Genomic DNA, 14,902 nt, shown 5'->3' with positions numbered 1-14,902 from the left:
CGTATGGCTTGAAGTGAGCGAACCCGGGCCGCCGGGGGACGAGTTGTACGTCAGCCGTGCACCGGCGAGGCGAAGACGAGGCGGACCGGCGCCGGAAGACGGCGTGGCCGTCAGAGCTCAGAACTCAGGGCTGAGAACTCAGAGCTCAGAGCTGAGAACTCAGGACTCAGAACTCAGAGCTCAGAACTCAGAACTCAGGACTCAGGACTCAGAACTCAGGACTCAGAGCTTGGCCCAGGCCTCGGTGAGGACCGTCCGCAGAATCTGCTCGATCTCGTCGAAGACCGACTGGTCGGCGATGAGCGGCGGGGCGAGCTGGACGACCGGGTCGCCGCGGTCGTCGGCGCGGCAGTAGAGACCGTTGTCGAACAGCGCCTTGGAGAGGAAGCCGTAGAGGACGCGCTCGGTCTCCTCCTCGTTGAAGGACTCCTTGGTGGCCTTGTCCTTGACGAGCTCGATGCCGTAGAAGAAGCCGGTGCCGCGGACGTCGCCGACGATCGGCAGGTCGTGCAGCTTCCGCAGGGCGCTCAGGAAGTTGCCCTCGTTGTCGAGGACGTGCTGGTTGAGGCCCTCCCGCTCGAAGATGTCGAGGTTGGCCAGGCCGACGGCGGCGGAGACCGGGTGGCCGCCGAAGGTGTAGCCGTGCAGGAAGGTGTTGTCGCCCCGGTAGAACGGCTCGGCGACGCGGTCGGAGACGATGCAGGCGCCGATCGGGGAGTAGCCCGAGGTCATGCCCTTGGCGCAGGTGATCATGTCCGGCACGTAGCCGAACTTGTCGCAGCCGAACATCGTGCCCAGCCGGCCGAAGGCGCAGATGACCTCGTCGGAGACGAGCAGCACGTCGTAGCGGTCGCAGATCTCGCGGACCCGCTGGAAGTAGCCGGGCGGCGGCGGGAAACAGCCGCCGGCGTTCTGCACCGGCTCCAGGAAGACCGCGGCCACGGTGTCCGGGCCCTCGAAGAGGATCTGCTGCTCGATCTGGTCGGCCGCCCAGCGGCCGAAGGCCTCGGGGTCGTCGCCGTGGATCGGGGCGCGGTAGATGTTGGTGTTGGGGACCTTGTGCGCGCCGGGGACCAGCGGCTCGAAGGGGGCCTTCAGGGCGGGCAGGCCGGTGATCGACAGGGCGCCCTGCGGGGTGCCGTGGTACGCCACCGCGCGGGATATCACCTTGTGCTTGGTGGGCTTGCCGGTGAGCTTGAAGTACTGCTTGGCGAGCTTCCAGGCGGTCTCGACTGCCTCACCGCCGCCGGTGGTGAAGAAGACCTTGTTGAGGTCGCCGGGGGCGTGGTGGGCCAGCCGCTCGGCCAGCTCCACGGCCCTGGGGTGGGCGTAGGACCACACGGGGAAGAAGGCGAGCTCCTGCGCCTGCTTGTAGGCGGTCTCGGCGAGTTCGGCCCGGCCGTGGCCGGCATTGACCACGAAGAGGCCGGCGAGGCCGTCGATGTAGCGCTTGCCCCTGTCGTCGTAGATGTGGGTGCCCTCACCGCGCACGATCGTGGGCACGGGGGCGTTCTCGTACGACGACATGCGGGTGAAGTGCATCCACAGGTGGTCGTAGGCCGTCTTCGAGAGGTCGCGACTCATTGCTATCTCGTTCCCCAGGTATAGGTCTGCTTCCGGAGCTTGAGGTAGACGAAGCTCTCGGTGGACCGCACGCCGGGAAGCGTGCGGATCCGTTTGTTGATCATTTCCAGCAGGTGGTCGTCGTCCTCGCAGACGATCTCGATGAGGAGGTCGAAGGAGCCGGCCGTCATGACGACGTACTCGACCTCCTCCATGGCCGTCAGGGCATCGGCCACGGGATCGAGGTCGCCCTCGACGTTGATGCCGACCATTGCCTGCCGGCGGAAACCGACCGTGAGGGGGTCGGTGACCGCGACGATCTGCATGACGCCCTGGTCGAGCAGTTTCTGTACGCGCTGCCGCACCGCCGCCTCGGACAGGCCGACGGCCTTGCCGATCGCGGCGTACGGACGGCGCCCGTCCTCCTGGAGCTGCTCGATGATCGCCAAGGAGACGGAATCGATCGACGGGGTGCCGTTTCTGTCACGTGTGGCCACGTCCTTCACTCTGCACGAGCCTCGTCGGTCCCGCAACCCCGAATCGATGAAATCAGTTGCGCTGGGCTCGAATATCCACTGATTCCGTTGTTCCTGAGTGGCGGGTATGTCGAAAACGTGGTGCTCCTGGCTAGGGTGGACTCACACACCACCGGACATCTGAATGAAGGGGGCGCACAGTGACCACCGCACTGCGTCGTCTGCGCAACTACATCGACGGGGAGTTCCGGGACGCCGCCGACGGACGGACCACGGAGGTGGTCAACCCCGCGACGGGCGAGCCGTACGCCACCGCCCCGCTCTCCGGCGCCGCCGACGTGGACGCGGCGATGGCCGCCGCCGAGGCCGCCTTCCCCGTCTGGCGTGACGTCATCCCCGCCGAGCGCCAGAAGGTCCTGCTCAAGATCGCCGACCGCTTCGAGGAGCGCGCCGAGGAACTGATCGCCGCCGAGTCCGAGAACTGCGGCAAGCCGATCGCCCTCGTACGCTCCGAGGAGATCCCGCCGATGGTGGACCAGATCCGCTTCTTCGCGGGTGCCGCCCGGATGCTGGAGGGCCGCTCGGCCGGCGAGTACATGGAGGGCTTCACCTCCCTCATCCGCCGCGAGCCGGTCGGCGTCTGCGCCCAGGTCGCGCCGTGGAACTACCCGATGATGATGGCCGTCTGGAAGTTCGCCCCGGCGCTGGCCGCGGGCAACACCGTCGTCCTCAAGCCGTCCGACACCACCCCGGCCTCGACGGTCCTGATCGCCGACATCATCGGCGGCGTCCTGGACGAGTTCGGCCACCCCCGCGGCGTGTTCAACGTCATCTGCGGTGACCGGGACACCGGCCGCCTGATGGTCGAGCACAAGGTCCCCGCGATGGCCTCGATCACCGGCTCGGTGCGCGCCGGTATGCAGGTCGCCGAGTCCGCGTCCAAGGACCTCAAGCGGGTTCACCTGGAGCTGGGCGGCAAGGCCCCGGTCGTCGTCTTCGAGGACACCGACATCGCCAAGGCCGTCGAGGACATCTCCGTCGCCGGGTACTTCAACGCCGGCCAGGACTGTACGGCCGCGACCCGGGTGCTCGTCCAGGAGTCCATCCACGACGAGTTCGTCGCCGCGCTGGCCAAGGCCGCCTCCGAGACCAAGACCGGTGCGATCGACGACGAGGACGTGCTCTACGGCCCGCTGAACAACGCCAACCAGCTCAAGCAGGTCAAGGGCTTCATCGAGCGCCTCCCCGCCCACGCAAAGATCGAGGCGGGCGGCGAACAGGTCGGCGAGAAGGGCTACTTCTTCGCCCCCACCGTCATCTCCGGCCTCAAGCAGGACGACGAGATCGTCCAGCACGAGGTCTTCGGCCCGGTCATCACCGTCCAGTCCTTCCGCGACGAGAAGCAGGCGGTGGAGTGGGCCAACGGTGTCGAGTACGCGCTCGCGTCCTCGGTGTGGACCAAGGACCACGCCCGCGCGATGCGGATGTCCAAGAGCCTCGACTTCGGCTGTGTGTGGATCAACACCCACATCCCGCTGGTCGCCGAGATGCCGCACGGCGGCTTCAAGAAGTCCGGCTACGGCAAGGACCTCTCCTCCTACGGCTTCGACGACTACACCCGCATCAAGCACGTGATGACCTCACTGGACGCCTGAGCCGACCGGGCTGATGGCCTCACTGGAGGGCTGAGCCGGCCGGGCTGATGTCTCACTGGAGGGCTGAGCCGACAGGCCAGGACAGGTCAGGACAGGCCAGGTGGGGTCAGGACAGGACAGGCCAGGTCAGGACAGGTCGGGACGGGGGCGGGACAGGTCGGGATGGGGGCGGGCCGTCGCCGCCCCGTTGCCGCCCGTTGATCTCCTCGCCCGATCTCCTCACCGTCCCGCTCGACACACCGTCGCGGGCGGAGGCCCGGCAGCTGACGCTCTGTCGCTTGCCGCCTCCGCCCGCGCCACGTCAGAGTGCTCGCCATGGCTGATCTTTCGCGGCGGGCGCTGCTCCGGGGTACGAGCGGAATCGGGGCGGCCGCGGCACTGGCCGCCCTGGCGGGATGCGGGGTGCCGCCCGCCTACATCAAGGCGGCGGACCGCGCCGGCACCGACCACTCGGCGCGGGACCGGAAGATCGTCTTCGCCAACTGGCCGCTCTACATCGACGTCGACGACCACGACAAGCACCGCCGCCCCACCCTGCAGGCCTTCGAGCGGCGAACCGGGATCTCGGTCACGTACTCCGAGGAGATCAACGACAACGACGAGTTCTTCGGCAGGATAGGCCCCGCCCTGATGAACCGTCAGGGCACCGGCCGCGACCTCATCGTCATCAGTGACTGGATGTGCGCCCGGTTCGTCCGGCTGGGCTGGGTCCAGACGATGGACCGCGCCGCCCAGCCGAACGTCGCCCGGCACCTCGATCCGCTGCTGCGCACCCCGCACTTCGACCCCGGCCGGAACCACTCGGTGCCCTGGCAGTCCGGGATCACCGGAATCGCCTACAACCGCCGCAAGCTCGGCCGGGAGATCCAGCACACCTCCGACCTGTGGCATGACGATCTGCGCGGCCGGGTCACCCTGCTCGCCGGGCTCGACGAGGCGTTCGCCATGCTGATGCAGGGCAACGGGGCCGACATCACCCGCTGGACGGCCGACGACTTCCACCGCATGACCGACCAGGTCCGCGGCCTCGTCGGCAAGGGCCACATCCGGCGGTTCACCGGCAACGACTACATCAAGGACCTGGACTCCGGTGACGTCCTCGCCGCGCAGGCCTACTCGGGTGACGTGGTCCAGCTCCGGGCGGACAACCCGGACATCGAGTTCGTGGTGCCGCAGGAGGGTGCCGAGCTGTGGGCGGAGAGCCTGATGATCCCCAACCGCGCCGACCACAAGCGCAATGCCGAGCGGCTGATCGACTACTACTACGCGCCGGAGGTCGCCGCGGAGCTGGCCGCCTGGGTCAACTACGTCTGCCCCGTGCCGGCCGCGCGCGACGTTCTGGCCTCCGCCAAGGACAAGGAGCGGGCGGCGCTCGCCGAGGACTCGCTGATCTTCCCCGACGACGCGATGCGCGAGCGGCTGGCGATCGCCCGGGACATCACCGCCGAGGAGCGGGCGGTGTTCGCCAAGGAGTGGAACGCGATCGTGGGTCTGTGAGCATCGTGGGCGGGTGAGCGCGGCGGATCGTGGGTTTGGTTTGTGAGGGGGCGTGTGTGTGGTGAGGTGTCCTGTGCTCGGCGAGCGCCGCCCGCTCCTTGTCCTTGTTCGCCGTGTGGTGCGGTGTCCGGCCCTTGCCGTGTGGTGCCTCCTTCCTTCTTTTCCGGCAACGATTACGGAGAGTTATTTGTTCCTGCTCTTTGTCATCGTCGTCATCGTCATCTTCGTCGTGACTTCTCGTCAGGAGGTTGGCCAGGAGGCCGTGTAGGTGTCTATTTCGGCTGTCAGCCGGGACTTGGCGGGGGTGTCCATGAAGGAGGCCTCGACGGCGTTCTTGGCGAGGGCGGCCACGCCGTGTGTGTCGAGGCCCAGGAGGCGGGCGGCGATGCTGTATTCGGTGTTGAGGTCCGTGCCGAACATCGGCGGGTCGTCGCTGTTGATCGTGATCAGTACGCCCGCGTCGACCATCGCCTTGACCGGGTGCTCCTCCAGGGTGCGCACCGCGCGGGTGGCGATGTTGGAGGTCGGGCAGACCTCCAGCGGGATGCGGTGCTCGGCGAGGTGTGCCAGCAGTTTCGGGTCCTGGGCGGCGCTGGTGCCATGGCCGATGCGCTCGGCGCGCAGGTCGTTGAGGGCGTCCCAGACGGTGCCGGGGCCCGTGGTCTCACCGGCGTGCGGTACCGAGTGCAGGCCGGCGGCGATCGCACGGTCGAAGTACGGCTTGAACTGCGGGCGGGGGACGCCGATTTCGGGGCCGCCGAGGCCGAACGAGACCAGGCCCTCGGGCTGCAGGTCGCAGGCGATCCGGGTGGTCTCCTCCGCGGACTCCAGGCCGGCTTCGCCCGGGATGTCGAAGCACCAGCGGAGCACGACACCCAGCTCGGCCTCCGCGGCCTTGCGGGCGTCCTCGATGGCCTCGACGAACGCCGCGTCGGGGATGCCGCGGCGGGTCGAGCTGAAGGGCGTGACGGTCAGCTCGGCGTAGCGGATCTGCTGCCGGGCCATGTCCCGGGCGACCTCGTACGTCAGCAGCCGGATGTCCTCGGCGTCGCGGATCAGGTCCACGACGGAGAGGTAGACCTCGATGAAGTGCGCGAAGTCGCGGAAGGTGAAGTAGTCGGCCAGCGCCTCGGGGTCGGTGGGGACGGTCGAGTCCGGGTGCCGGGCGGCGAGCTCGGCGACGATGCGGGGTGAGGCCGATCCGACGTGGTGGACGTGCAGCTCCGCCTTGGGCAGGCCCGCGATGAAGGCATCGAGATCGGACAACGGATCCTCCTGGTCGGTCGGTGGTGCGTGGCGTCGGTCCGGTGTTGCGCGGTCGGTTGTCCGCCGGGGCGCGCAAGGCGGCTCGGTGCACGCGGGACGGCATGGCCCGGTCATGCTATGCGGGCCCGGGGCGGCGGAGGCGGCCAGGTGGGTGGTGGTCAGGGGGCGGCCGGGCGGAGGACGGAGGCACCGGGCGAGGTCCTGCCGTCCCGTCGGGAAGGCCGCGTCGGCGCTACTGCCCCGGGCTCGCCGGTGCGCGCAGCCGCCGGCGCGCCTCCATCAGCGCGAAGCCCAGCAGGTTGAGCCCCCGCCAGCGCTCCGGGTCGGTGGCGCGTACGTCATCGGCGGCGAGGCCGATGCCCCATATCCGGTCCAGCGGGCTCGCCTCGACCAGTACCCGGGAGCCCGTGCCCAGCAGGAACTCCCGCAGCTCGGGGTGTCCGCCGAATTTGTGGACGCTGCCCTCGACGACCAGGCCGAAGCGGTGCCGCCGCCAGGTCTCCTCGTCGAAGCCGCGGACCATGCGCCCGGCGTTCTTCGCCTGCTGGGGGTGGCCCGCCGCTATCGCCCGCTGTTCCGCCTCCGTGTCGTCGAAGAGCCGGGCCTTGCCGGCCATCATCCAGTGCTCGGCGGTGGCGTAGGTGACCCCGTCGACCGTGAACGGGGCGGGCCACCACTGGCTGAAGCAGCTCGGGCCCAGGCTCCCGTCGCGCCGTGGGCTGTGCCCCCAGAAATGGACGTACTTCCAGCGTGTGCCGGCGGCGGACCCGCGGCGCAGGTCCTCGACCGAGCGGGGTCCGTCCGCGGCCTGTCCGTCCGCGGGCCGTTCGTTCGCGGCCTGTCCGTCCGTGATCCCCATGATCGCCCCCGTACTGTCGTGCATCATGCCGGGATTCTGTCAGCGGGTACTGACAACGTGTCGGGGCTGTCAGGGGCAGGCATTGCGGAGAACCGCAGAATTCGTCGCGTAACCAAAAGGCAACAACGGAATCACTTGTTGGGGCCGCTTTGCTCTGTCAAGATCGGCCATCACTTCCGGAAGCAGCTACGCCAGGCAGTGCCGCGGAGCGGTCCTGGCGCCCGGCGGAGGAGAGCACCATGGAGCACCGATTCGACGTCACCGAGCGCTTCGGCCGGGGCGCGCAGTTCATCGCGGGCAGTCTTCGCGGCGGCACCTCCGGCCGGACCCAGGCGGTCGTGGACCCGGCGACCGGCGAGACGGTGTACTCGTACGCTCTCGCCGGTCCGGCGGACGTGGACGCGGCGGTCGAGGCGGCCGCCCGGGCCTTTCCGGAGTGGGGCGGGGCCACGCCGGGGGAACGCTCCGACGTCCTGCACCGCTTCGCCGCCGCGCTCGCCGAGGACGCCGCCGACCTCGCCTTCGCCGAATCGCTGAACTGCGGAAAGCCGATCAGGCTCAGCAGCGAGTTCGATGTGCCGGGCTCGGTCGACAACGCCGCGTTCTTCGCCGGTGCCGCCCGCCATCTGGAGGGCAGGGCGGCCGGCGAGTACAGCGCCGACCACACCTCCGTCATCCGCCGGGAACCCATCGGCGTCGTCGGCTCCATCGCACCGTGGAACTATCCGCTGCAGATGGCCGCCTGGAAAGTGCTGCCGGCCATCGCCGCGGGCAACACCATCGTCCTCAAGCCCGCCGAGATCACCCCGCTGACCTCGCTGCTGTTCGCGCAGGCCGCCCGGCGCGCCGGGCTCCCGGACGGTGTGCTCAACATCGTCTCCGGGGCCGGCCGGGACGCCGGTGAGCACCTGGTGGGCCACCGCTCCGTCGCCATGACCTCCTTCACCGGGTCGACCGCGGTCGGCAAGCGCGTCGCCGAGATCGCCACCGGCACCGTCAAACGGCTGCATCTGGAGCTGGGCGGCAAGGCGCCGTTCGTGGTCTTCGACGACGCGGACCTGGAGGCCGCCGTCCACGGGGCGGTGGCCGGGGCGCTGATCAATACCGGACAGGACTGCACCGCGGCCACCCGTGCCTACGTCCAGCGCCCGCTCCACGACGCGTTCGTCAGCGGTGTCGCCGACCTGATGGCGACGGTACGGGTCGGCGACCCCTTCGACCCGTCCACCGACCTGGGCCCGCTGATCTCGCACACCCAGCGCGACCGGGTGGCCGGTTTCGTCGACCGGGCGCGCGGATACGCCACCGTCGTCACCGGCGGTGAGGCGCCGCAGGGGGAGCTGGCCAAGGGCGCGTACTACCGGCCGACCCTGATCGCCGGGGCCGCGCAGGAGAGCGAGATCGTCCAGTCCGAGGTCTTCGGACCCGTGCTGGCCGTACTGCCCTTCGACAGCGACGACGAGGGCATCGCGCTGGCCAACGACACCCCGTACGGGCTGGCCGCCTCCGCCTGGAGCCGCGACGTCTACCGCACCGGCCGTGCCACCCGCGAGATCAACGCCGGCTGTGTGTGGGTCAACGACCACATCCCGATCATCAGCGAGATGCCGCACGGCGGAGCCAAGGCGTCCGGCTTCGGCAAGGACATGTCGGCCTACTCCTTCGAGGAGTACACCCAGGTCAAGCACGTCATGTACGACAACACCGCGGTGGCCAGGAAGGGCTGGCACCGCACCGTCTTCGGAGACCGTGGGTGAGGTCCTGTGGACCTGAGACGTCCCATCGATCCGATACGCCCCATCGACCTGGGACGTCCCATAGACCCGAGAAGTCGAGAAGTCCGGAAGGGGCAGCGCGCATGGAGTACGACCGGCAGCCCGGACCCCTGTCACCGGCCGAACTCCTCGCCCTGCGCCGGAGCGCCGTCAACGGCCGGCTGGCCATGACCCGCCGCTCGCTGCTGCGCGCCGGCGGTGCCGCGGCGGCCGCGGCCGGCGGCCTCGGTGCCCTGGCGTCCTGCGGAATCCCGCCCGCGGGCCGTACCGACGCCGGCCGGACCGAGGACCACTCCCGGGCGGAGAAGCGCATCAGCTTCTCCAACTGGGCGGAGTACATGGACGTCAGCGACGACGGCAAGCGCCACCCCACACTGGACGGTTTCACCCGGCGCACCGGCATCACCGTCAAGTACACCGAGGACATCAACGACAACGACGAGTTCTTCGGCAAGGTCCAGCCCCAGCTGGCGGCCGGCCAGGACACCGGCCGCGATCTGATGGTGCTCACCGACTGGATGTGCGCACGGATGATCTCCCTGGGCTGGATCCAGCGGCTGGACCCCGCCCACCTGCCGCACGCCCACGCCAACCTCTCGGCGCAGTACCGTGACCCCACCTGGGATCCGGGCCGGGCGTACTCCTACGTCTGGCAGGGCATCCCCGCGATCATCGCGTACAACGTGCGGGCCACCGGCGGGAGGAAGGTCGACTCGGTCGGCCAGCTGCTGGAGGATCCGCGGCTCAAGGGCCGGGTGGCCTTCCTCTCCGAGATGCGGGACTCGGTCGGCCTGACCCTCCTGGACATGGGCAGGCGCCCCGAGGACGTCACCGAGGACGACTTCGACGCGGCGGTCGCCCGGCTGCAGAAGGGCGTGGACGGCAAGCAGATCCGCCGCTTCACCGGCAACGACTACACGTCCGACCTGACCAAGGGCGACCTCGCCGCCTGCGTGGCCTGGGCCGGCGACATCGTCCAACTCCAGCAGGACGACCCGGACATCCGGTACGCCATCCCGAAGGCCGGATACATGACGTCCACCGACAACCTCATGGTGCCCGACAAGGCCCGGCACAAGCGGAACGCCGAGCGGCTCATCGACTATTTCTACGAGCCGAAGGTGGCGGCCCGGCTCGCCGCGTACATCCACTACTCCTGCCCGGTCGACGGCGTACGGGAGGAGCTGGCCAGAATCGACAAGGCGGCGGCCGGCAACCCGCTGATCCTGCCGGACAAGGAGATGGCCGGGAAGTCGCACACCTTCCGCACGCTGACCACCGAGGAGAACCAGCGATTCAGCGAGAAGTTCGCCGCCCTCACCGGGGCATGAGCCGCGCTCACGGGGGCCTGAACCGCCGTCACCCGGGCTGACACCCCGGCGGTGGCCGCGCCCCCTGCCGGCGCCCCGTGCCTGAGCCGCCACCCCCCCCACCTCACGCCCGCCCGAGCCGTACTGCCCTCCGACCCACGGGACGACCGACATGACCCACACCGCGACCCCCCGGCGCAGCGGCGGCGACGTCCGCCTCCGGGGGATAAGCAAGGCCTACGGCTCCTTCACCGCCGTCCACCCCCTCGACCTGGCCGTCCCCGCGGGCTCCTTCTTCGCGCTGCTGGGCGCCTCGGGCTGCGGCAAGACCACCACCCTGCGGATGATCGCCGGACTGGAGGAGCCCACCACCGGGACGCTCACCCTGGACGGCCGGGACGTCACCGCCCTGCCGCCCTACAAGCGCCCGGTCAACACCGTCTTCCAGAACTACGCGCTCTTCCCGCACCTGGACATCTACGAGAACGTCGCCTTCGGCCTGCGCCGCCGGGGCATCAGGTCCGTCAGGAAGCAGGTCGAGGAGATGCTGGACCTCGTCGAGCTCGGCCCCCTGGCGCGCCGCAGGCCGCAGCAGCTCTCCGGCGGCCAGCAGCAGCGGGTCGCGGTCGCCCGGGCGCTGATCAACCACCCCCAGGTGCTGCTGCTCGACGAGCCGCTGGGCGCCCTCGACCTCAAGCTGCGCCGCCAGATGCAGCTGGAGCTCAAACGCATCCAGACCGAGGTCGGCATCACGTTCGTGCATGTCACCCACGACCAGGAGGAGGCCATGACCATGGCCGACACCGTGGCCGTGATGAACGGCGGCCGGGTCGAACAGCTCGGCGCGCCCGCCGACCTCTACGAGAACCCCGCCACGACCTTCGTCGCCAACTTCCTGGGCAGCTCCAACCTCATCGAGGCCGAAGTCGTCGACACGGGTGGCGACGACCTCCTCGTCAGGGCGGGCGAGGCCAGGCTGCGGCTGCCCGCCGGGCGGTGCGCCGCGACCGTGCGCACCGGCGGCAAGGTCCTGGCGGGGGTACGGCCCGAGAAGATGGCGCTGGCGCACGCCGACGACGCCGGTGCCGTCGCCGAGGGCCGCAACCGCGTCCCCGGCACCATCACCGACGCCGGCTTCATCGGGGTGAGCACGCAGTACGTGGTACGCACCCGGGGCGCGGGCAGCCTCGCCGTCTACGAGCAGAACATCGAGCGGGACGGGCGGCTGGTCCCCGGCGCCGAGGTCGTCGTGCACTGGAGCCCCGCGCACACCTTCGGGCTCGACGCCGCCCAGGACATCGGCGCGGGAGCGGACCGCGACGAGGAGGCGGCGTGACCGCCACCCGGCCGGCTCCCGGCACCCCCGAGGACACGCTCACCGTCCGCACACCGCCCGTCCGCAGACGGCTCGTCCCCTACTGGCTGCTGCTGCCCGGCATCCTGTGGCTGATCGTCTTCTTCGCCGCCCCGCTCGTCTACCAGGCGTCGACCTCGGTCCAGACCGGTTCCCTCGAAGAGGGCTTCAAGGTCACCTGGCACTTCGCCACCTACTGGGACGCGATCGGCGAGTACTGGCCCCAGTTCCTCCGCTCGGTGGGCTACGCGGCCGTCGCCACCGCGCTCTGCCTGCTGCTGGGCTACCCGCTGGCCTACCTCATCGCCTTCAAGGCCGGCCGCTGGCGCAACGTGGTGATGATCCTGGTCATCGCCCCGTTCTTCACCAGCTTTCTGATCCGTACGCTGGCCTGGAAGACGATCCTGGCCGACGGCGGGCCGGTCGTCGGTGTGCTGAACACGCTGCACGTCCTGGACGTCACCAGCGCCCTGGGCCTCACCGAAGGGCACCGGGTGCTGGCCACTCCGCTCGCGGTGGTCTGCGGTCTCACCTACAACTTCCTGCCGTTCATGGTCCTGCCGCTGTACACCTCACTGGAGCGCATCGACCCCCGGCTGCACGAGGCGGCCGGTGACCTCTACGCCCGCCCGGCCACCACCTTCCGCCGGGTGACCTTCCCGCTGTCCATGCCCGGTGTCGTCGCCGGCACCCTGCTCACCTTCATCCCGGCCGCCGGTGACTACATCAACGCCGAGCTGCTGGGCTCCACCGACCAGAAGATGATCGGCAACGTCATCCAGTCGCAGTTCCTGCGGGTCCTGGACTACCCGACCGCCGCCGCGCTCTCCTTCATCCTGATGGCGGCCATCCTCGCCATGGTCACCCTCTACATCCGCAAGTCAGGGACGGAGGAACTGGTCTGATGCGCCGGCTACGACGGAACCTGGTGGTCATCGCGGGCCTGCTGACGCTGGCGTACCTGGTCCTGCCCAACGTCATCGTGCTGGTCTTCTCCTTCAACAAGCCCAACGGCCGCTTCAACTACCAGTGGCAGCGCTTCTCCACGGACGCCTGGACCGATCCGTGCGGCGTCGCCGACCTGTGCGGCTCGGTGGGCCTGAGCCTGCGGATCGCCGTCGGGGCCACCCTCGGCGCGACTGTCCTCGGCACCATGATCGCGTTCGCGCTGGCCCGGTACCGCTTCCGCGCCCGGGCCGGCGTCAACACCCTGATCTTCCTGCCGATGGCGATGCCCGAGGTCGTGATGGCCGCCTCGCTGGCCACCCTCTTCCTCAACATGGCCATCCCGTTCGGCTTCTGGACGATCCTCATCGCGCACATCATGTTCTGCCTGAGCTTCGTCGTCACCGCCGTCAAGGCGCGGGTGATGAGCATGGACCCGCGGCTGGAGCAGGCCGCCCAGGACCTCTACGCCACACCGCTGCAGACCTTCCTGCGGGTGACGCTGCCGATCGCCGCCCCCGGTATCGCCGCCGGCGCGCTGCTCTCCTTCGCGCTCTCCTTCGACGATTTCATCATCACCAACTTCAACGCCGGCTCCACCGTGACCTTTCCCATGTTCGTCTGGGGATCGGCGCAGCGGGGCACACCCGTTCAGATCAATGTCATCGGTACGGCGATGTTCCTCGTCGCCGTGCTCTGCGTACTCGTCGGCCAACTGGCCGGAAACCGCCGCAAAAGGAGCCAGAGGAGCTGAGAACCATGGCACGAGCTGCCATGTCGCACCCTTCCGGAGCGTCCCCCGTCCACGCGCTCGCGGACGCCGCCCCCACCCCCTTCTGGCTGGACGATCCGCTCCGCCCCGAAGCGCTGCCCGCCCTGGTCGGCGACGAGACCTGCGATCTGCTGGTCGTCGGCGGCGGGTACTCCGGACTCTGGACCGCGCTGATCGCCAAGGAGCGCGACCCGCAGCGCGATGTCGTCCTCATCGAGGGCGCCGAGGTGGGCTGGGCCGCCTCCGGGCGCAACGGCGGATTCTGCGCCGCCTCCCTCACCCACGGCCTCGGCAACGGCCTGGCCCGCTGGCCCGGCGAACTCCCCAGGCTCGAAGAGCTCGGTATGCGCAACCTCGACGCCATCGAGGACACCCTCGCCCGCTACGGCATCGACTGCGCCTTCGAGCGCACCGGCGAGATCGACATCGCCACCGAGCCCCACCAGATCGCCGAACTCCAGGAGACCGCCGAGGCCGCTGCCCGGCTCGGCCTGGACCGGCACCTCTTCCTCGACCAGGACCAGCTGCGCGCCGAGGTCGACTCACCGATCTTCCGCGCCGGCCTGTGGGACCGCGACGGCGTCGCCATGCTCCACCCCGCCCGGCTCGTCTGGGGGCTGAAGGAGGCCTGCCTCGGCCTGGGCGTCCGGATCTACGAGCGCACCCGCGCCACCGCGCTGGCCTCCGAAGGCCTGGGCATGGCCGTCCGTACCCCCTACGGCCGGGTCTTCGCCCGCCATGTCGCGCTCGGCACCAACGCCTTCCCCTCACTGGTCCGCCGGGTACGCCCGTACGTCGTCCCGGTCTACGACCACGCCCTGATGACCGAGCCGCTCTCCGCCGAGCAGCTCGCCGCTCTCGGCTGGAAGAACCGCCAGGGCCTCTCCGACAGCAACAACCACTTCCACTACTTCCGCCTCACCGCCGACCACCGCATCCTGTGGGGCGGCTACGACATCGTCTACCGCTACGGCGGCGGCGTACGGGCCGAGTACGACCACCACCCGGCGACCTACGAGAAGCTCGCCCGGCACTTCTTCCACTGCTTCCCGCAGCTGGACGGCGTGCGCTTCACCCACGCGTGGGGCGGCGCCATCGACACCTGCGCGCGGTTCTCGGCGTTCTTCGGCACCGCCCACGCCGGCCGGGTCGCCTACGCGGTGGGCTATACGGGGCTGGGCGTGGGGGCGACCCGGTTCGGCGCCGAGGTGATGCTCGACCTGCTCGCCGGTGAGCACACCGAGCGCACGGAACTGGAGATGGTGCGGAGCAAGCCGCTCCCCTTCCCGCCCGAACCGCTGCGCTGGGCCGGAATCGGCCTCACCCAGTGGTCGATGACCCGCGCGGACACCCACGGCGGCCGGCGCAACCTGTGGCTGAGGGCGATGGACCGGCTGGGGCTGGGGTTCGACAGCTGACGGAAGGTCAGT

General features: G+C 69.7%; 12 protein-coding genes. 8 read left to right on the top strand and 4 right to left on the bottom strand.

What is annotated here, in order from left to right; all coding sequences use genetic code 11:
• Positions 1-222 precede the first annotated feature (222 nt).
• Positions 223-1,584, bottom strand: a complete 1,362-nt coding sequence (locus ACFY12_RS00405) for an aspartate aminotransferase family protein (RefSeq protein WP_390713475.1) — start codon at positions 1,582-1,584, stop codon at positions 223-225.
• 2 nt (positions 1,585-1,586) lie between these two features.
• Positions 1,587-2,060 carry an Lrp/AsnC family transcriptional regulator gene (locus ACFY12_RS00400; RefSeq protein WP_390713474.1) on the bottom strand — a complete coding sequence of 158 codons (474 nt, stop codon included), beginning with the start codon at positions 2,058-2,060 and terminating at the stop codon, positions 1,587-1,589.
• A 179-nt stretch (positions 2,061-2,239) separates the two neighbouring features.
• Between ACFY12_RS00400 and ACFY12_RS00395 the strand changes: the two genes are divergently transcribed.
• Entirely contained in the window at positions 2,240-3,694 is a 1,455-nt protein-coding gene (locus ACFY12_RS00395) for a gamma-aminobutyraldehyde dehydrogenase (RefSeq protein WP_390713473.1), read from the top strand.
• A 315-nt stretch (positions 3,695-4,009) separates the two neighbouring features.
• Positions 4,010-5,191, top strand: a complete 1,182-nt coding sequence (locus tag ACFY12_RS00390; protein WP_390713472.1) for a spermidine/putrescine ABC transporter substrate-binding protein — start codon at positions 4,010-4,012, stop codon at positions 5,189-5,191.
• A gap of 240 nt (positions 5,192-5,431) precedes the next feature.
• Here the strand turns inward: ACFY12_RS00390 and ACFY12_RS00385 are convergent, their stop codons facing one another.
• Together ACFY12_RS00385 and ACFY12_RS00380 are read right to left on the bottom strand one after the other, a co-directional pair.
• Positions 5,432-6,571, bottom strand: coding sequence for an adenosine deaminase (locus ACFY12_RS00385; protein WP_390713471.1), 1,140 nt, complete (start codon positions 6,569-6,571; stop codon positions 5,432-5,434).
• 118 nt (positions 6,572-6,689) lie between these two features.
• Positions 6,690-7,343 (bottom strand): NADAR family protein, encoded by a 654-nt coding sequence (locus ACFY12_RS00380; RefSeq protein ID WP_390713470.1) that lies wholly within the window; start codon positions 7,341-7,343, stop codon positions 6,690-6,692.
• Between the two features lie 212 nt (positions 7,344-7,555).
• Here ACFY12_RS00380 and ACFY12_RS00375 point away from each other — a divergent pair, with 212 nt between their 5' ends.
• The 6 genes from ACFY12_RS00375 (at position 7,556) to ACFY12_RS00350 (ending at position 14,890) form a co-directional block, all read left to right on the top strand.
• Positions 7,556-9,073, top strand: coding sequence for a gamma-aminobutyraldehyde dehydrogenase (locus ACFY12_RS00375; protein WP_390713469.1), 1,518 nt, complete (start codon positions 7,556-7,558; stop codon positions 9,071-9,073).
• A 101-nt stretch (positions 9,074-9,174) separates the two neighbouring features.
• Positions 9,175-10,422 (top strand): spermidine/putrescine ABC transporter substrate-binding protein, encoded by a 1,248-nt coding sequence (locus ACFY12_RS00370; RefSeq protein ID WP_390713468.1) that lies wholly within the window; start codon positions 9,175-9,177, stop codon positions 10,420-10,422.
• 151 nt (positions 10,423-10,573) lie between these two features.
• Complete coding sequence (locus tag ACFY12_RS00365) at positions 10,574-11,737, top strand: ABC transporter ATP-binding protein (RefSeq protein ID WP_390713467.1); 1,164 nt, start codon at positions 10,574-10,576, stop codon at positions 11,735-11,737.
• The gene (locus ACFY12_RS00360; protein WP_390713466.1) at positions 11,734-12,660 is read left to right on the top strand and encodes an ABC transporter permease; all 927 of its coding nucleotides are present in this window, start codon (positions 11,734-11,736) and stop codon (positions 12,658-12,660) included. The genes ACFY12_RS00365 and ACFY12_RS00360 overlap by 4 nt, the downstream gene beginning before the upstream one ends.
• Complete coding sequence (locus ACFY12_RS00355) at positions 12,660-13,454, top strand: ABC transporter permease (protein WP_390713465.1); 795 nt, start codon at positions 12,660-12,662, stop codon at positions 13,452-13,454. The genes ACFY12_RS00360 and ACFY12_RS00355 overlap by 1 nt, the downstream gene beginning before the upstream one ends.
• Before the next feature lie 20 nt (positions 13,455-13,474).
• Positions 13,475-14,890 (top strand): NAD(P)/FAD-dependent oxidoreductase, encoded by a 1,416-nt coding sequence (locus ACFY12_RS00350; protein ID WP_390714321.1) that lies wholly within the window; start codon positions 13,475-13,477, stop codon positions 14,888-14,890.
• The last annotated feature ends 12 nt before the right edge of the window (positions 14,891-14,902 follow it).

This window comes from Streptomyces sp. NPDC001339, assembly GCF_042895955.1.
GTDB lineage: Bacteria > Actinomycetota > Actinomycetes > Streptomycetales > Streptomycetaceae > Streptomyces.
This window is presented reverse-complemented; position numbering and strand designations above follow the sequence as displayed.